Below are 16,427 nucleotides of genomic sequence, written 5' to 3'. Positions count from 1 at the left end.
TCGGGGTTTGCGGACGGGGGGGCGTGTAGCGCGGATTGGGGGCGGGTGGGCGGGGGGAGGGTGCTCACTGCTTCCAGGTGCCTGCGGCCACCGCCTCGTGGACGAAGTCCACAAACTCCCTCGGGCCCCGGCCGAGTACCTCCCGCACACCGTCGGAGACATACGCGTTGCGGCCGTCAAGATTCGTCTCGAACAGGTCGATCAGGAATTCCACCTCCCCCTCAGGCGTCCCGATTTCCCGCAACACGGCCCCGTACTCCACCGCCGACACCGGCGCATAGGTGAACTCCCGCCCACCCGCACCAGATATCTCGGCCACCGCGTCCCGGAAGGACAACAGCCGCCCCCCGCTCACCTCCAGAACCCGCCCCGCATACCGCTCACCGGCCCCGAGCACCGCGAGGACCACATCCGCGATGTCCCGCACATCGATGAACGGCTCAAGCACCTCACCGGAGGGAAAGACGAGTCCCCCGCGCTCACGCATCCCGTCGGCCATCGGCCCCTCGCTGAAGTTCTGCGCGAACCACGCGGCCCGCACGACGGTCCAGCGCACCCCGGCCCCCGCGAGCGCGTCCTCCGTCGCAAGCGCCTGGTGCTCACCGCGCGCCGAAAGGAGGACGAGGTGACGCACCCCGAGCTCCCCGGCCCGGCGGGCGAACGCGCCCACGGCCTCGGCGGCGCCGGGCGCGCCCACGTCGGGCTGGTGGGCGAGGAACGCCGCGTCGGCGCCCCGCAGGGCGTCCGCCCAGGTGGCCGGGTCGTTCCAGTCGAAGAGGACCGGGCCGGAACGCGCCGCTGCCCGCACCTCGTGACCGGCGACCCGCGCCGCCTCCGCGACACGGCTCCCCACCCGCCCCGTCGCCCCGGTGACCAGAACCGTCACCGTGCCGCTCGTCGTCCCGCTCACAGCGTCGCTCGTCGCGTATCCCCTCGCGTCGCCCGTCGTACGGATCGCGGCGTCGCCCGCCGTGCCGTCCGTCGTACGGATCGCGGCGCCACCCGCCGTCCCGCCCGTCGCACGGCTCGTCGTGCCGTCCGCCGTCCCGTCCGTCGTACGGGTCGTCGTCCCGCCTGTCGTACGGGTCGTCGTCCCGTCCGTCGTACGGGACGCCGTGCCGTCCGCCGTCCCGCCCGTCGTACGGATCGCGGCGTCGTCCGCCGTCCCGCCCGTCGCACGGCTCGCCGTCCCGTCCGTCGTACGGGCCGCCGTCCCGCCCGTCGCACGGGTCGCCGTCCCGCCCGTCGTACGGTTCGTCGCGTCGTCCGTCGTGTCGTTCGCCGTCTTGTTCGTCATGGCTTCAGTCAACTGCCGCCACCCGTACGGGAGCCATCCTCCAAGGACTCACTCCCATACGCGAGCGTCTACGCTGCCCCCATGGACGTACTCGCCGGTCTTCTGGAGGGCCCCCGGGCACGCGGAGCCTTCATGATCCGTGCGTGCTTCGAGCCGCCGTGGGCGGTCCGTATCGCGGACGAGGCACCCGTTTCGGTCATGATCATGGTGCACGGCGAGGCGTGGATCACGCCGGAGGGCGCGGGCGGGGAGGAGCCCCGGCCGGTCCGTCCCGGCGACGTGGCCGTGGCCCGCGGCCCCGGCCACTACCTCGTGGCGGGCGACCAGAAGACCGAGCCGTTCGCCGAGATCGGACCCGGTCAGTCCTGTACTCCGCTGAACGGCGCGCCCGAGGGGCACTACGCGGGCCTCGGCATGCGCGCCTGGGGGCAGCCGGGCGGGCCCGTGCAGATGCTGATCGGGACCTACCAGATGCGGGGCGAGATCACCGGGCGGCTCCTCGACGCGCTGCCGCCGCTGCTCGTCCTGCCCACGGACGTGTGGGACTGCCCGCTGACGCCGTTCCTCGCCGAGGAGTTCAGCAAGGACGAGCCGGGCCAGGAGGTCGTCCTCGACCGGCTCCTGGACCTGCTGCTCATCGCCGCGCTGCGGGCCTGGTTCTCCCGGCCGGAGGCGGCGGCCCCCGCCTGGTACCGGGCGATGGGCGACCCCGTCGTGGGGCCCGTCATCCGGCTGCTCCAGGACGACCCCGCGCACCCCTGGACCGTGGCCTCCCTCGCCGCGAAGGCAGGGGTGTCCCGGGCGGCGCTCGCCCGGCGCTTCACCGAGCTCGTGGGCGAACCGCCGATGACGTACCTGACCGGCTGGCGGCTCGCCCTCGCCGCCGACCTGCTGCGCGACAGCGAACTGACCATCGCCTCCATCGCCCGCAAGGTCGGCTACGGCAGTGCCTTCGCGCTGTCCGGCGCCTTCAAGCGGGTGTACGGGGTCAGCCCCCAGGACCACCGCACGGGCCCGTCGTAGCCTGGCGGTATGGGCGGCGATACGACCGGAGGTACGGCGGGCGCGGGCGAGGCAGTCGCGCGACACGACCCGTCCGGCGTCGCGTACGCCGAGCGGCCCTCGCGCGTGCTGCCCGGCGCCGTCGTGTGGTCCAAGACGGCCCCGGCCGCACCGTCGGCCGCCGCCGCACCCGTCCTGCCCGACGGTTGCATGGACCTGCTGTGGACCGAGGGCCGACTGTTCGTCGCGGGCCCGGACACACACGCCTACCTGGCCGGACCCGCGGTCGGCGACACCGCGCGGCGCTACGTCGGCGTCCGCTTCGCCCCGGGCACGGCCCCCGCCGTCCTCGGCGTCCCCGCGCACGAACTGCGCGACCGGCGCGTGGAGTTGACCGACCTGTGGAGCGCGGCCGTGGTGCACCGCCTCACCGCCCGCGTCGACGCGGCCGACGACCCCCTGGCCGCCCTGGAAGCCGTCGCCGGTGAGCGCGCCGCCGACCGGCCGCCGCCCGATCCGCTCCTGGCCCGCGTCGTGCGGTCCCTGAACGCGGGGCACGGTGTCGCCGAGACCGCCGACGCCGCCGGTATCGGCGCCCGCCTGCTGCACCGCCGCTCCCTGCCCGCGTTCGGGTACGGGCCGAAGACCCTCGCCCGGGTGCTGCGGCTGCAGCGGGCGCTCGCGCTGGCCCGCTCGGGACGGCCGTACGCGGACACGGCGGCCGCCGCGGGCTTCGCCGACCAGGCCCATCTGGCCCGTGACGTCAAGGAGTTGACGGGCATGCGGCTGGGTGAACTGCTCTCCCCGCCGACCGGGTGAAGTGCTGGGCCGATCAGGTGAGCGGTGCGAACAGGTCGGCGCCGTTGCCGTCGGGATCGAGCACGGTCGCGTACCGCTGCCCCCACACCGCGTCGAACGGCTTCAGCTCCGCGCGGTACCCGGCGGCCACCAACTCCTCGTACACCGCGTCCACCCCCGCGGGCGTACCGCAGTGGAAGGCGAGCCCGACCCGCCCGGCGCCCGGAACCAACTGCCGGTCGGGGGCGAAGGAGCGGACGGTCTCCTCGGTGTCCAGGGCGAAGCGCAGGCCGTTCGCCAGGGTGGCCTCGGCGTGCGGCAGGTCCTCGGACCCGGTGGGGAAGTCGAGGCCGAGCCTGCGGTAGAAGGCGAGCGACGCCGCCAGGTCGGACGTGACGACGCCCACCATGTCGAGCCGGGGCGTGACACGGGTCGGGGCGGCGGTGGTGTTCGTGTCGTTGCTGTTCATGCCGTGAGCGTAGGCGGCGGGGCGGCGCGCGGTCTTGAAGGAATCGGACGCGCAGGGGCGCGCGGACGGGGCGCGGACGGTGTCCGTGGCTGTCCCGGACCCCGAATCCTCGCTACGGTGGTGGCATGGGTATCCCTGGCGAGAACCATCTGGCAGCAGCCGTCGTCGCCCACCGCGGCAGGGTGCTGCTCGTGCGCCGCAGTGAGACGGAGCGGTTCCTGCCCCGCGTGTGGGGGGTGCCCTGTGGAAAGCTCGAACCGGGCGAGAGCCCGCGCGACGGCGTGCTGCGCGAGCTGAAGGAAGAGACAGGCCTGCTCGGCCACGTCGTCCGCAAGGTCGGCGAGTCGTCCTTCGTCAGCCGGTACAAGGGCCACGAGGTCAAGAACTGGCAGGACAACTTCCTGGTCCGACCCCTCAGCCTCGACGTGTCGCTGCCGCACCCCGATCAGGACTACCGCTGGCTCGCCCCCGAGGAGCTGAGCACGGTGGAGATCGACGACTACAACAACGAGATCGTGCGGCAGGCCGTCAGCAGGCTGCGCGGCCGCTGACCCGCCGCCTTCCGGGTGACCGACCCGACCGTGAGAGGCGGCTCCCCGGATTCCCGGTCCTGCGCTCCCCGGATTCCCGGCCCCGCGCGCGGCGCCCACGCAGACTCGGCTCATGGGCACGCCAACTCACCGCTCTCGTCGATGAGTTCGCCCAGCGTCCGCAGTTCCGCCAAGTACTCCGGCACCTCCAAGGGCTCCTTGGCGATCGCCTGCGCGCGCCGCCCCGACACGCCGCCGCCCGCGCACGCGTCCGTACCCGTGAACACGTCCGTGTAGCGGCGCCTGCCCGCCCCCGTCTCCAGGAACAGCGTCACCGCCGCGTCGGGCGAGGCGCACCAGGCGCGGTGCAGCGCGTACGACGGCAGGGCGTAGCCGCTGCCCGCCGCGTACTCGGCCGTCTGCGTCAGGCGCAGCCGGGCCCGGCCCGCCGGCTCCAGGAGCCAGTCCCGCACCTCCTCCGACAGCGACTCGCGAAAGCGCGCCGCCGCCAGGGGGCCGTCGCCCGCCGTCTCGTACAGCTCCATGCCGAGGGTGCCCCGCACCACGTAGGAGGCGAGCGGGGAGCGGTGGTTGTGGATGTCCTCGCGGGCCGCGCGGTGCGCGCCGGGGTGCCAGACGTGGGCGCGCAGCATGTGCCGGGTCCCGACGTCGATCAGGAGCAGCTTGTCGAAGCCGAGGACGTGCCGGTACGAGAGCCGCGCACACCCCGAGGGGTCGCCCGTGCCCGCCGCGAGCTCCGCCACGAGCGCGGAGAGCCGCCCCGGGGCACCCAGTTCGGCGACGACCGTCCGCGCCGTCCGGACCAGCTCCTCCCCGGCCAGGCCGTCGAGGGCTCCTTCGAGCAGTGCCCGGGCCCGCAGGACGTGCCGACCACCCATGCAGTCACGCCGCCTTCCGTTCGTCCCGCCCGCCGGGGCGCGGAGCCGGAGCTCAGGTCTCCGGCTGATACATCCATACGGCATGAGCGCGCAGCGCCGAAAGGCCCTGATAGGTCATCCACAGCGGACGGCCGAGATCGTGCCCGTCCCAGTTCCAGATGCCGTCGTCCTGCTGGCGCAGCACACCCGCGACGGCGTCGGTGAGCAGCGCACGCCACGCCTCCTCGCGGCCCTCGGCGACGGCGATCTCCCAGGCGCCCGGCGTGAGCAGCGCCCGCACCATCCACGCCGCGGTGAAGTGCCGTACGAACAACACCTCCTGACGCCAGGGGTCCTGCGGATGGGGTCTGCGCACCTCCTCCTGCGTGTTGAGCAGGTCCGCGCAGCTCTCGTGCTCCGGCATCGGGCAGGACAGCAGCCAGCGGATGCCGTCCTCGCGCGCGGAGCGGCTGTTGACGTCCTCGTCGCCGAGGACGCGGGCCGCCCGGTCGAGGGCGACGACGGCCTGCGCGGTGTGCGCGGGCGAGGGCCGCGTCGGGTGCGCCGCCGTCGGGCGCAGCGTCGGGCCCCAGCAGCGGCGGCTCTCCCGGGCCGGGTCGGTGATGGTCCTGTCGACCAGCTCGTCGCGCAGTTGGGCGATGGCGGGGGATTCGGGCGCCGCGCGCAGCAGGCCCCGCAGGACCGTCGTCACCACATGCGTCCTGGCGAGGCCCGACGGTTCCAGGTCCGCAGTGAAGCGGGCCGCGCAGCGCGCCGCCTCGTCCGCGAGCCGGTCCGGGTCCGCGCCCGCGCGGGCGAGCGCGCCGAGCACCAGCGCCGTCACCTCGGGCCTCGGCACGGACCCCTGCGAACGGGCGGCCCAGCCCCCGTGGGAAAGCCGCAGCCGCCACAGCGTGCCGACCAGGTCCGCGGGGTTCAGACGGCCGTCCTGCACGCCGAGTTCGAGGACCAGATGCAGCCCGTACGCGGTGCCGGTGGGCGTGGGCCGCACCGGCCGGGTGGGCTCGTCGAGGGCGTGCGGCCAGCCGGTGAGGAGACCGCGGTCCGGATCGTCGAGGACGGCCAACTGCGCGTGCAGGGTGCGGTGCGTCGCGGCGGCGAGCGCCGGGAACGGACCGGGGCCCGTGCGGAGGCCGTGGGCGGAGCCGGTGGGACCGGGCCCTGCCGCTGTCCGCCGCGTACCCGTCGTAGCAGAGTCGTCGCCGACCGGCCTGGCGCGCAGCAGCGCCGCCGCCAGCCACGCCGCGACACTCGTGCCGACGCCGCTGACCGCCGCGATGCCGTACCGCGCGGCGTCCGTGGACAGCTCCTGCGGCAACACGCCGACCAGGGACTGGAACACGGCGTAGCCCGCGGCGACGCAGCCGAAGCCGCCGAGCCAGCCCACGAACCGGCCCCGGCGCGAGTCGTCCGGGGGCGGTGGTCCGGAGTCCGGCCGCCGGGCGGGGGTGCGGCGCAGTTGCTGCTGTGACACAGGATGTTCCCTCCCCCCAGGGCGGCGCGTGGGTTGTCGTCCTTCCCAGTCTAGGGGGCCACCACCGTGTTTCTCCGGGTCAGGAAGGGTCCGTGACCCGGCGGCCGTGGTCCGCGCCGCCCCTTCGCCCCGCCCTCACCGCTCCCGTGCGGCCGTTGTGAAGGTGAACGCGAACTCCGCCGGGGCCACCCGCAGTTCGTGCTGCGGCAGCACACCGGGACCGCACGACTGCGAGCCGATGCCGCGCTGTCCGTGGTCGAGGTGCACCCACACCGTGTCGCCCGGCCGCAGATCCGTGCGGTGGGCCGCCGCGTCCAGTTGCCCGGTGCTCCAGGGGCGGGCGGTGAACCAGAACGCGGGATCACCGACGATCCGTACGCCCTCCCCTTCGGCGTCCGGGCGCAGCTCGGCCCAGCGCACGTCGGCGCGGGCCCCGTTCTCCTGCGGGCGGACGTATGGCGTCTGCATCCAATCGATGCTCATGCCCCAACGGCCCACGCACGACGCCGACTTGGTGTCCGGGTACGCCTCCCCGGGGCCGCCGCCGAACCAGTGCGCGTACCCCAGCGACGCGGGCAGGCCAAGGCGGATCCCGAGCCGGGGCAGCGGCACCTGCCAGTCGCCCTCCGGGACCACCGACACCGCGAGCCGCAGCGCCGTGCCGTCGGACGTCCAGCGGTAGACGGTACGCAGCGCCAGATCGCGGGCCGCGGGCGCCACCCGGGTGCGGACGGTGAGGCCACCGTCGCCCGACTCCACCCCGTCGAGGCGGTGCTGCATCCGGTCCAGGCCGAGGTCGCGCCACAGCAAGCCGTAGCGGATGTCGGGCTGCCAGGGCGCGCCGTCGTCGTTGTCCGTGGGCGCACGCCACACGTCCAGGCGCGGCGCGGCCTTCAGGGTGAGGTCGCCGAGTGCCCGCAGCTCACCGGTGCGGACGTCGAAGCGGCCGGGGCCCAGAGCGAGGTCGTAGCCGCGGCGGCGAGGCCGTCCACCGGCGGCGACGGGCACGGGCGGACGCGGCGTGACGGCGAAGTCGGCCCGCGCCACCACATGGTCGAGGGACGTCCAGTTGGTCTCCTCGCAGACCGTCGCGCTCACCTGCAGCCGGGTCTCGGCGCCGCGCGCGGCGGGCGGCGGCTGCGGCAGCTTCAGCTCGACGCTCTCGCCGGGGCCCAGCTCGGGCGGCACGTCGAGAGGGCCCGACACCGCCCGCTCCGGGCCGTCCACGAGGTACGTCCACTCGAACGCCAGCTCCGACAGGTCCGCGAAGTCGTACAGGTTGGTCACCGAGACCGTGCCGGACACCGGGTCGTAGGCGAACCGCACCGGCTGGATCACCTGCTTGTAGTCCAGGAGCCCGGGGGAGGGCCTGCGGTCGGGGAAGCACAGGCCGTCGCAGACGAAGTTCCCGTCGTGCGGCCGCTCACCGAAGTCCCCGCCGTAGGCGTAGCCGAACTCGGGGTGGCGCAGGCCGTGGTCGATCCACTCCCAGACGAAGCCGCCCTGCAGCCGCTCGTACCGCTCGAACAGGTCCTGGTACTCGCGCAGACCACCGGGGCCGTTGCCCATGGCGTGCCCGTACTCGCAGAGCACGAACGGCAGCCGCCGCCGCTCATCGGGACCCTCGTCCTCGCCCCGGCCGATGCGTTCCACCTCGGCGTGGTCGGCGTACATACGGGAGTACATGTCGGTGTCCCGGCAGGAGGGGTCGCCCTCGTAGTGCAGCAGCCGGTCCGGGTCGCGCTCGCGGATCCACGCGGCCATCGCGCGCAGGCCGCGGCCGGTGCCGCACTCGTTGCCGAGGGACCACACGATCACCGACGGATGGTTCTTGTCCCGCTCGACGGTACGGGCCGCGCGGTCGAGGAGGGCCGGGGTCCAGCGGTCGTCGTCGACGGGGTTGCCGCGCCCGCCGAGCGTCGTGAAGCCGTGCGTCTCCAGGTCGCACTCGTCGACGACCCACAGGCCGAGCTCGTCGCACAGGTCGAGGAAGGCCGGGTGCGGCGGGTAGTGGGAGGTGCGGACGGCGTTGATGTTGTGCTGCTTCATCAGCAGGACGTCCGCGCGCATCGTGGCGAGGTCGAGGGCGCGGCCGCGCTCCGGGTGGAACTCGTGCCGGTTCACGCCGCGGAACAGCAGCGGCCGCCCGTTCACGGTGATGAGTCCTTCGGCCAGGGCGACCGTGCGGAATCCCACCCGCAGCGCGACGCGCTCGCCCGGCGTGGCGAGCACCGCGTCGTAGAGACGGGGCCGCTCCGCCGTCCACGGCTCGACCGGCACGCTCACCTCGACGCCGGTCGCGACGTCCACACCGAGTTCCGGCACCGTGACCCGGCCCGGCACCTCGGAGTCCACCCGCAGCGTGCCGGTGCCGCCGCGGTGGTCGTACGAGGCGTGCGTGAAGAAGTCTCCCGCGGCGCCCTCGGGCCGGTGCTGGAGCGTCACGTCCCGGAAGATCCCCGGCAGCCACCACTGGTCCTGGTCCTCCAGGTACGACCCCGACGACCACTGGTGCACCCGTACGGCAAGGACGTTGTCGGCGGGCCGCAGGAGCTGCCCGACCGCGAACTCGTGCGGCAGCCGCGAGCCCTTGAAGTCGCCGAGCAGTGTGCCGTTCAGCCACACCCGGGCACACGACTCGACGCCGTCGAAGCGCAGCACCGCGTCACCGCCCGCGGGCCAGGTCTCCGGCAGGTCGAAGCAGCGCAGATGGTCACCGGTCGGGTTCTCCGTCGGCACCCGCGGCGGGTCCACGGGGAAGGGGTACTGCTGGTTCGTGTAGTGGGGCGCGCCGTGGCCCTGTAGCACCCAGTGCCCGGGCACGACGACCTCGTCCCAGGCCGCGGCGTCGTAGCCGGCCGCGGCGAACGACTCGTCAGGACCGCAGCCGCCCGGCGAGAGGCGGAACCGCCAGCTTCCGTTCAGCGAAAGGGAGGCGGCGTCCGAACCGGCGCACCAGGCCCGCGGCGGCAGACCGCCGGTGCCGGGGGACACGTCCTCGTGGTAGGGGAGCTCCATGACTCCATCAGAACGTGTACGGGTGGTGCCGCTCAATTCTTTGCGCCGGAGGGTTGTTGGATTCTTGATGAACGGATGGGGCGAATGCGTGTCCGGCGGCGCGTTCGGGTGACCCGGGCGGCCGGAACGGTGAACAGACGGCTGACGGGCCGTCGATCACATGGATGGCAGGTCGATCACATGGGTGGCATGCCCTCGGATAAATGAGTGGCGGGCCCGCGGAGGCGAGGGCTACAGTTCGGATCGTTCCTCGGCGGTGCACGACCGCCGTGGCCGGTCGAGCGGAATTTTCGGGAGGTGTGATTCATGGCTGTCGTTGCGAAGGGTGCTGTCCGCATCCAGACGTTCATCCACCTCACCTCCTTGGTCTCCGGCTGACCTTTCCTCTTCATCGCGTTCATCGCGCCCGTCCGGCGCGCAGGCCGGGGCCACCCTTTGAAGGGTTCCCCTTGACCTCCTCCGCTTCTTCTCAGTCCGCTTCCTCTGAGTCCCAGTTTTCCGCCCTCGCCCGCTACGGCTGGGACGAGGAGTGGGCCGCCGCCTTCGCCCCGTACGCGGAGCGTGGACTGCTGCCCGGGCGGGTCGTCCGCGTCGACCGCGGTAGCTGCGACCTCGTCGTCACCGAGGAAGGCATCGTCCGCGCCGACACCACGTACGTCACACCGCACGACCCGCTCAGGGTCATCTGCACCGGTGACTGGGCGGCCGTGGACGCGCCCGGCGGCGACCCGCGCTATGTGCGGGACTATCTGCCGCGGCGCACGTCGTTCGTGCGCTCCACCTCCTCCAAGCGATCCGAGGGGCAGATCCTCGCGGCCAACGTCGACCACGCCGTGATCGCGGTGTCCCTGGCGGCCGAGCTCGACCTCGGCCGCGTCGAGCGGTTCCTCGCGCTCGGCTGGGAATCCGGCGCCCAGCCCGTCGTCGTCCTCACCAAGGCCGACCTCGTGCCGGACGCCACCGCCCTGTCGTACCTCGTCGAGGACGTGGAGACGAGCGCGCCCGGCGTACAGGTGCTGCCCGTCAGCGCCGCCACCGGAGAGGGCGTCGACGTGCTCGCCGCCGTCGTCTCCGGCGGTACGTCGGTACTGCTCGGCCAGTCGGGCGCGGGCAAGTCGACCCTCGCCAACGCGCTCGCGGGCGCCGACATCATGGACGTGCGGGCCATCCGTGACGTCGACGGCAAGGGCCGGCACACCACCACGACCCGAAACCTCCTGGTCCTTCCGGGCGGCGGAGTCCTCATCGACACGCCCGGCCTGCGCGGCGTCGGCCTCTATGACGCGGGCACGGGCGTCGGGCAGGTCTTCGCCGAGATCGAGGAACTCGGCGAAGGCTGCCGCTTCCAGGACTGCGCGCACGTCGCGGAGCCGGGCTGCGCCGTCCTCGCCGCCCTCGACGACGGCACCCTGCCGGAGCGCCGCCTCGACAGCTACCGCAAGCTGATGCGCGAGAACCAGCGCATCGTCGCCAAGACCGACGCCCGCGTCCGCGCCGACCTGCGCCGCGAGTACAAGCGGCGCGGCGCCGAGGGCAAGGCGGCCATGGCGGCCAAGCGGGGCCGGGTGCGCTGACCGCCGCGCGGCGCCGGGGCGGTGGGGACGAACGTGACGTCCGATTTCCGCTGGCCCCGGCGCCCGGGGCACCTCACACTGGACGCGTGAGTGACCAGGACACCAGGTACGAGGCCGTGCGCAGCCGCGACGCCCGTTTCGACGGCGAGTTCTTCTTCGCCGTCGCGACGACCGGCATCTACTGCCGGCCGAGCTGCCCGGCCGTCACCCCCAAGCGCCAGAACGTCCGCTTCTACCCGACGGCCGCGGCCGCCCAGAGCAACGGCTTCCGCGCCTGCCGCCGCTGCCGCCCCGACGCCGTGCCGGGCTCCGCCGACTGGAACGTCCGCGCGGACGTCGTGGGCCGCGCCATGCGCATGATCGGGGACGGCGTCGTCGACCGCGAAGGCGTCGGCGGCCTCGCCGTCCGTCTCGGCTACAGCGCCCGCCAGGTCCAGCGCCAGCTCACCGCCGAACTCGGCGCGGGCCCCGTCGCCCTCGCCCGCGCGCAGCGCGCCCACACCGCCCGCGTGCTGCTCCAGACCACCGACCTGCCGGTCACGGAGATCGCCTTCGCCGCCGGGTTCGCCAGCGTACGGCAGTTCAACGACACCATCCGGGCCGTGTACGCGCTGACACCCACCGGACTGCGCGCCGCCGCACCCAAGCGGGGCGGCGGCCGCTCCACCCCCGCCGCGGGCATCCCGCTGCGCCTCGCCTACCGCGGCCCCTACCAGGCCGCCGCCGTCTTCGACCTGCTCGCCGAGGAGGCCCTGCCCGGCGTGGAGGACGTCACCGGCGAGCGCGGCGCCCGCACCTACCGGCGCACGCTGCGACTGCCGTACGCCTGCGGGATCGTCGCCGTCGAGGAACGCGATCCGCGCCGGGGCGGCGACACCCACCGCTGCGGGTGGCTCGACGCCCAACTGCACCTGAGCGACCTGCGCGACCTGACCACCGCCGTGCAGCGCCTGCGCGGACTCTTCGACCTGGACGCCGACCCGTACGCCGTGGACGAGCGCCTGGCCGCCGACCCCGGCCTCGCCCCGCTCGTCCTGGCCCGCCCAGGGCTGCGCTCACCGGGCGCCGCCGACCCGGAGGAGTTCGCGGTGCGGGCGGCCGTCGGGCCCGCGGCTGCCCGCCGCCTCGCCGTCGAGTTCGGCACGCCGCTGCCCTCGCCGTGCGGCACCCTCACCCATGTCTTCCCCGCCCCCGAGGCCCTCGCCGGGCGGGTGCCGCTGGCCGCCGCCCTCGCGGACGGCGCCGTGCGCCTGGACGCGGGGGCCGACCGCGAGGACGCGGAGCGGCATCTCCTGGCGGTGCCCGGGGTGAATGCGCCGGTGGCCGCGCTCATCCGGATGCGGGCCCTCGGGGACCCGGACGTCGCCGTCCCCGGTGAGGAGTCGTCCGACGAGTGGCGGCCCTGGCGGTCGTACGCTCTGCGGCACCTTCGGGGTGCGCCGCGGGGCCTTTCGGTGGTCGAGTCGCCGCTGCTCTCGGCGTGAGCCGCCACCCCCTCTTCGCCGCTCCGCGGCTCGTCCTCAAACGCCGCACGGGCTGTCGTCGCACGCCGCACGGGCTGTCGTCGCGCGCCGGACAGGCGGTGCCGTCACCCATGCCCTCTGGCGGTCGGTGTCAACGCCGTCCCGTCCGCGTCTCACACCCCGCCCGCTCCGGGACCCTCAAGACCCCAACTGTGGATGCGCCGCGGATGGATGCGGATGATTTCCTCGCTGAAGTGCGGGCCCAACTCGTGCGGCCCGGTGAGCAGTTCGGCTTCGCCGCGGATGTCCACGCCGCGCACCCGCCACGGCCGCTCGCTCACGATGTCGTCGACGACCAGCGCGACCTTCGGGTTGGCCAGCAGGTTCCGCCACTTCTTCGTGGTGCCCATCGCCTGTCCGCCGATGAGGATGGTGCCGTCGTCCTGCGGGTGGAAGCCCACGGGGTTGGCCTGCGGCTGTCCGTGCGGGTCGACGGTGGCGAGCCTGCCCAGACGCCGGGACGTGAGGTACGCGCGCTCGGCCGCGCTGAATTCGGTCATGGGCCGAGGCTGGCACGCGCAGCTCACCGTACGCACCCCCCACACCGGCCGCCTCCGACCACCGGCACCTCACCCGCCGCCCCGGACAGCACCGGCACCCGGCCCCTCACCCACCGCCCCCGACCACCACTGCCCCCACCCACGCCCCCACGATCAGCAGGCACGCGAACAGTTCCGCGAACACGTTCCAGCCTCCGGCCCGCAGCGCCGTCCGCACCGCCGTCATGGCCTCGCCGCGCCCCCCGAGCCGTACCCGCTCGGACAGGTAGAGCCCGCCCACGAACCCCGGCAGCGCGCCGAGCACCGGCACCAGGCAGAACCCGAGCAGCGCACCGCCGCCCGCGAAGACGGCCATGCGGTGGGTCGCCCCGGACTCCCGCAGGCGCCGCGGCGGCAACTGCCAGCGCACGGCCTGGGACAGCAGCAGCACCAGCGTCGCGCCCACCAGGACCCCCCAGGCGAGCCCGTTCGGGTCCTGGAGCGCCCACCAGAGCACCCCGGCCCACACGAGCCAGGACCCCGGCACTCCGGGCACAAGCACTCCGCACAGGCCGAGCGACATGACCACGCCGACCAGCAGGAGTTCCCACGCTCCCATCTGTTCAGAGTGCAGGAGCGGGTACGGAACCGCAGGTCGGCGTCAGCTCGGCGACGTCACGGGGCCACGGCGCCGGGCCCCGCGCCGGCCGCCTCACGCGCCACCCAGCCCCGGTCGTAGGCGTGCCAGCCGAGCTGGAGCCGCGTCGTCACACCGGCCAGCTCCATCAGCCGCTTCACACGGCGCTGTACGGTACGCAGGCCCAGGTCGAGCTGTTTCGCGACGCTCGCGTCGGTCATACCGGCGAGCAGCAGCGAAAGCACCTCCAGATCCGTGCCGTCCGGTCCTTCGGCGTCGCTCTCGCGCACCGTGTCGCCCTCGCCGATGCGCAGCGGAAGGGCGGTGCGCCACACCGCCTCGAACAGGCCCGTCAGGGATTCCAGCAGGCCGCTCGCGTGCACCACGAGCGCCGCGGGTTCCGCGGTACGCGACGTCAGCGGCACCATCGCCAGGGTGCCGTCCGCGACCACCAGCTTGGTCGGTACGCGGTCGGCGACCCGGATCTGCTCATCGCGCCGCATCGCCGCCGACACCTCGACGAGGCCGGTGGGCGCGGTGAGCACCTCGCGCTCGATGACGACGCGGTAGCGCACGCCCCGGCTCGCGGCCCGCTCCTCCGCGTCGTTCTCCACGCCCGTGACCGCGACCGGTCTGCCCGTCACCAGGGCGCACACCTCACGGCTCGCGCCGAGCTGCAACTGCAGGAAGCGCTGGGCGACCGCGGCACCGCCGGTCACCACCTCGACCAGGTCGTGCACGGCGGGCTCGGCCGCCCGGGCCCGGTACTCCTCCGCGAGGAGGGTCGCCGCGAGCTCCGCCTTCTCCAGCTCGTGCCGGTGCTGGGTGAGCAGCGCCCCGAGCGCCACTCCGGGGGGCGCCGCCACCCAGCGTCCCGCCCGCCCCGAGGCCTGCGCGGCCAGGCCGTGCTGCTCCAGGCGGCGCAGCGCGCGCTCGGTGTCCGGCTCGCCCAGGGTGAGACGGCGCGCCAGGTCGGGCACGTCGGCCGCGCCCACCGACACCAGTGCTCGGTACGCCGCCTCGTGTGTCTCGTCCAGACCTATCGCTGCCAGCATGCGCAGCCGTCCCTCCCCGATGGCCCTCCCGTGGGTGCGGCCTCCCGATCGTCGTGGCGCGTTCGCTCGCCGGTGGCGGAAAAGAGCCACGGCGTAAACCCGCCGTGAGCATCATCCCCGCTGGACCCGGCGGTCTGCCAAGGTGTCCCCGCGCCGGGCGGTCCTCCCGTGGGGGGTGGGACCGCCCGGCGCGTCACCCGCCCCCGCTCCGCCGTGAATTTCCGGATGCACCGTTTTCGTACGGGCTGTGCCGTGGACAATGGGGGCATGAGCCAGCAGGGGGAGAGGCCCACCGGCCACGGAACCGGTTCCGACCGGCCCGGCCAGTCCGACCGCTCCGGCCAGGAGGACGACTGGTGGGGCCAGTTGTACGACGAGTCCGCGGGCGACGCGGGCCCCACGGCCGCGGCGGACACCCTGGACGACCGCTTCGCCTCGGCCGCGGGCACGGTGGGCGCCGTGAACGCCGTTCCCGGGGGCGGGGGTTCGGATCCCGCCAGCGCGTCGTACGGGGTTCCGCCGCAACGGGACGGCGAGGCGGACGAGGCGCCTTCCACCCCCGTGGCCCGGCCCCGTGGCCGGGGCGATGGCGATGCCCCGGCCGACCGGGGGGCGGCTTCGGAGCCCCCGGCTCCGGAACCCCCGGGCGTGGCGCCGGAACCTTCGGCCCGAGCCCAGGAGCCCCCGAGCGTGGCGGCGGAACCCCCGAGCGTGGCGGCGGAACCTTCGGCCCGAGCCCAGGAGCCCCCGGCCCCACCGGTCGCAGAACCCCGCCCCCCGACGGCCGCAGGGACTCCGCCGCCCCCACCACCGTCCCGGGAGGCTTCCCGCCCCTCGGCGGAGACGCCTTCGCCGCACCGGCCGAGCACCCCGCCCCGCCCGGCAGCCGACCCGACCCCGCCGCCCCCGGCCGCTCCGGACCGCCCCCAGCCCGCAGCAGAGGCGACCCGGCCCCCGGTGGAGGCGACCCGGTCCCTGCCGGAGGCGCCCAGGCCCGAGGTGGGCGTAGCCCAGCCCCCGGCGGACGCGACCAGGCCTGAGGCGGACGTAGCCCAGCCCTTGGCGGACGCAGCCCGGTCCTTGGCGGAGGCGACCAGGCCCGAGGCGGAAGCCGCCCAGTTCCCGGCGGACGCAACCCGTCCCGAGGCGGACGCGACCAGGCCCCCGGCGGACGCAACCCGGCGCCCGGCGGACGTAGCCCAGCCCCCGGCGGAGGCGACCAGGCCTGAGGCGGGCGTAGCCCAGCCCTTGGCGGACGCAACCCGGTCCCTGGCGGAGGCGACCAGGCCCGAGGCGGAAGCCGCCCAGTCCCCGGCGGACGCAACCCGCCCCGAGGCGGACGCGACCAGGCCCCCGGTGGAGGCACCCAGGCCCAAGGCGGACGTAGCTCAGCCCCCGGTGGAGGCGACCCGGCTGGAGGCGGACGTAGCCCAGCCCCCGGCGGACGCAACCCGGTCCCTGGCGGAGGCGACTAGCCCCGAGGCAGAGGGACCTCGGCCCCTGGCGGAGGCGCCCAGGCCCAAGGCGGAAGCCGCTCAGTCCCCGGCGGACGCAACCCAGTCCCCGGCGGACGCGACCCGCCCCGAGGCGGACGCGACCCGCCCCGAGGCCGACGCGACACCGCCCAAGTCCTCAGCCACCCCCTTCCCGCCCCGCCCCCGGACCGAGGCAC

General features: G+C 74.5%; 13 protein-coding genes and 1 pseudogene. 6 read left to right on the top strand and 8 right to left on the bottom strand.

The genetic code is table 11. The annotated features are described in order from the left end of the window. Positions 1–64: 64 nt before the first annotated feature. Entirely contained in the window at positions 65–910 is an 846-nt protein-coding gene (locus IG78_RS0139050; RefSeq protein ID WP_030573819.1) for an NmrA family NAD(P)-binding protein, read from the bottom strand. A 468-nt stretch (positions 911–1,378) separates the two neighbouring features. Here IG78_RS0139050 and IG78_RS0139045 point away from each other — a divergent pair, with 468 nt between their 5' ends. Then, positions 1,379–2,320, top strand: a complete 942-nt coding sequence (locus IG78_RS0139045; RefSeq protein WP_030573816.1) for an AraC family transcriptional regulator — start codon at positions 1,379–1,381, stop codon at positions 2,318–2,320. Positions 2,321–2,329: 9 nt separating this feature from the next. Continuing rightward, complete coding sequence (locus IG78_RS0139035; RefSeq protein ID WP_078965928.1) at positions 2,330–3,118, top strand: helix-turn-helix domain-containing protein; 789 nt, start codon at positions 2,330–2,332, stop codon at positions 3,116–3,118. A 13-nt stretch (positions 3,119–3,131) separates the two neighbouring features. On the opposite strand, the gene IG78_RS0139030 is transcribed toward IG78_RS0139035, so the two are convergent. Further along, positions 3,132–3,566, bottom strand: a complete 435-nt coding sequence (locus tag IG78_RS0139030; RefSeq protein ID WP_051853477.1) for a VOC family protein — start codon at positions 3,564–3,566, stop codon at positions 3,132–3,134. A gap of 125 nt (positions 3,567–3,691) precedes the next feature. On the opposite strand from IG78_RS0139030, the gene IG78_RS0139025 reads away from it, so the two are divergent. Next, entirely contained in the window at positions 3,692–4,117 is a 426-nt protein-coding gene (locus IG78_RS0139025) for an NUDIX hydrolase (RefSeq protein ID WP_030573806.1), read from the top strand. A gap of 110 nt (positions 4,118–4,227) precedes the next feature. Here the strand turns inward: IG78_RS0139025 and IG78_RS0139020 are convergent, their stop codons facing one another. From IG78_RS0139020 to IG78_RS0139010, 3 genes are all read right to left on the bottom strand, one after another. Beyond that, positions 4,228–4,995: a hypothetical protein gene (locus tag IG78_RS0139020; RefSeq protein ID WP_030573803.1), complete on the bottom strand. Its 768-nt coding sequence runs from the start codon at positions 4,993–4,995 to the stop codon at positions 4,228–4,230. A 52-nt stretch (positions 4,996–5,047) separates the two neighbouring features. After that, positions 5,048–6,469, bottom strand: a complete 1,422-nt coding sequence (locus IG78_RS51965; RefSeq protein ID WP_030573799.1) for a prenyltransferase/squalene oxidase repeat-containing protein — start codon at positions 6,467–6,469, stop codon at positions 5,048–5,050. A 135-nt stretch (positions 6,470–6,604) separates the two neighbouring features. Then, positions 6,605–9,487 carry a glycoside hydrolase family 2 TIM barrel-domain containing protein gene (locus tag IG78_RS0139010; protein ID WP_030573795.1) on the bottom strand — a complete coding sequence of 961 codons (2,883 nt, stop codon included), beginning with the start codon at positions 9,485–9,487 and terminating at the stop codon, positions 6,605–6,607. Between the two features lie 449 nt (positions 9,488–9,936). On the opposite strand from IG78_RS0139010, the gene rsgA reads away from it, so the two are divergent. Further along, positions 9,937–11,061: a ribosome small subunit-dependent GTPase A gene (gene rsgA / locus IG78_RS0139005; RefSeq protein WP_030573792.1), complete on the top strand. Its 1,125-nt coding sequence runs from the start codon at positions 9,937–9,939 to the stop codon at positions 11,059–11,061. Positions 11,062–11,147: 86 nt separating this feature from the next. Beyond that, positions 11,148–12,545 carry a DNA-3-methyladenine glycosylase 2 family protein gene (locus tag IG78_RS0139000; RefSeq protein ID WP_030573789.1) on the top strand — a complete coding sequence of 466 codons (1,398 nt, stop codon included), beginning with the start codon at positions 11,148–11,150 and terminating at the stop codon, positions 12,543–12,545. Between the two features lie 152 nt (positions 12,546–12,697). On the opposite strand, the gene IG78_RS0138995 is transcribed toward IG78_RS0139000, so the two are convergent. The 3 genes from IG78_RS0138995 to IG78_RS0138985 all read right to left on the bottom strand — a co-directional run bounded on the left by IG78_RS0138995 (position 12,698) and on the right by IG78_RS0138985 (position 14,755). Further along, positions 12,698–13,084, bottom strand: coding sequence for a PPOX class F420-dependent oxidoreductase (locus IG78_RS0138995; RefSeq protein ID WP_030573787.1), 387 nt, complete (start codon positions 13,082–13,084; stop codon positions 12,698–12,700). Between the two features lie 106 nt (positions 13,085–13,190). Next, positions 13,191–13,682 carry a DUF456 domain-containing protein gene (locus IG78_RS0138990; protein ID WP_030573784.1) on the bottom strand — a complete coding sequence of 164 codons (492 nt, stop codon included), beginning with the start codon at positions 13,680–13,682 and terminating at the stop codon, positions 13,191–13,193. A gap of 56 nt (positions 13,683–13,738) precedes the next feature. Continuing rightward, positions 13,739–14,755, bottom strand: coding sequence for a helix-turn-helix transcriptional regulator (locus IG78_RS0138985; protein ID WP_037687527.1), 1,017 nt, complete (start codon positions 14,753–14,755; stop codon positions 13,739–13,741). Between the two features lie 267 nt (positions 14,756–15,022). Between IG78_RS0138985 and IG78_RS50800 the strand changes: the two are divergent. Further along, a pseudogene (locus tag IG78_RS50800) lies at positions 15,023–16,427 on the top strand (hypothetical protein); the annotation flags it as partial.

Origin of the sequence: Streptomyces aureocirculatus (assembly GCF_000720475.1) — a bacterium.
GTDB lineage: Bacteria > Actinomycetota > Actinomycetes > Streptomycetales > Streptomycetaceae > Streptomyces > Streptomyces aureocirculatus.
The sequence above is the reverse complement of the archived record's forward strand: the minus strand, read 5'-3'. Positions and strand labels throughout refer to the sequence as shown.

Bases quoted from the DNA above. Each gene is read 5' to 3' on its own strand.
- IG78_RS0139045 (WP_030573816.1), top strand. From the start codon at position 1,379: ATGGACGTACTCGCCGGTCTTCTGGAGGGCCCCCGGGCACGCGGAGCC.
- IG78_RS0139035 (WP_078965928.1), top strand. From the start codon at position 2,330: ATGGGCGGCGATACGACCGGAGGTACGGCGGGCGCGGGCGAGGCAGTC.
- IG78_RS0139030 (WP_051853477.1), bottom strand. From the start codon at position 3,566: ATGAACAGCAACGACACGAACACCACCGCCGCCCCGACCCGTGTCACG.
- IG78_RS0139025 (WP_030573806.1), top strand. From the start codon at position 3,692: ATGGGTATCCCTGGCGAGAACCATCTGGCAGCAGCCGTCGTCGCCCAC.
- IG78_RS0139020 (WP_030573803.1), bottom strand. From the start codon at position 4,995: ATGGGTGGTCGGCACGTCCTGCGGGCCCGGGCACTGCTCGAAGGAGCC.
- IG78_RS0139010 (WP_030573795.1), bottom strand. From the start codon at position 9,487: ATGGAGCTCCCCTACCACGAGGACGTGTCCCCCGGCACCGGCGGTCTG.
- IG78_RS0138995 (WP_030573787.1), bottom strand. From the start codon at position 13,084: ATGACCGAATTCAGCGCGGCCGAGCGCGCGTACCTCACGTCCCGGCGT.
- IG78_RS0138990 (WP_030573784.1), bottom strand. From the start codon at position 13,682: ATGGGAGCGTGGGAACTCCTGCTGGTCGGCGTGGTCATGTCGCTCGGC.
- IG78_RS0138985 (WP_037687527.1), bottom strand. From the start codon at position 14,755: ATGCTGGCAGCGATAGGTCTGGACGAGACACACGAGGCGGCGTACCGA.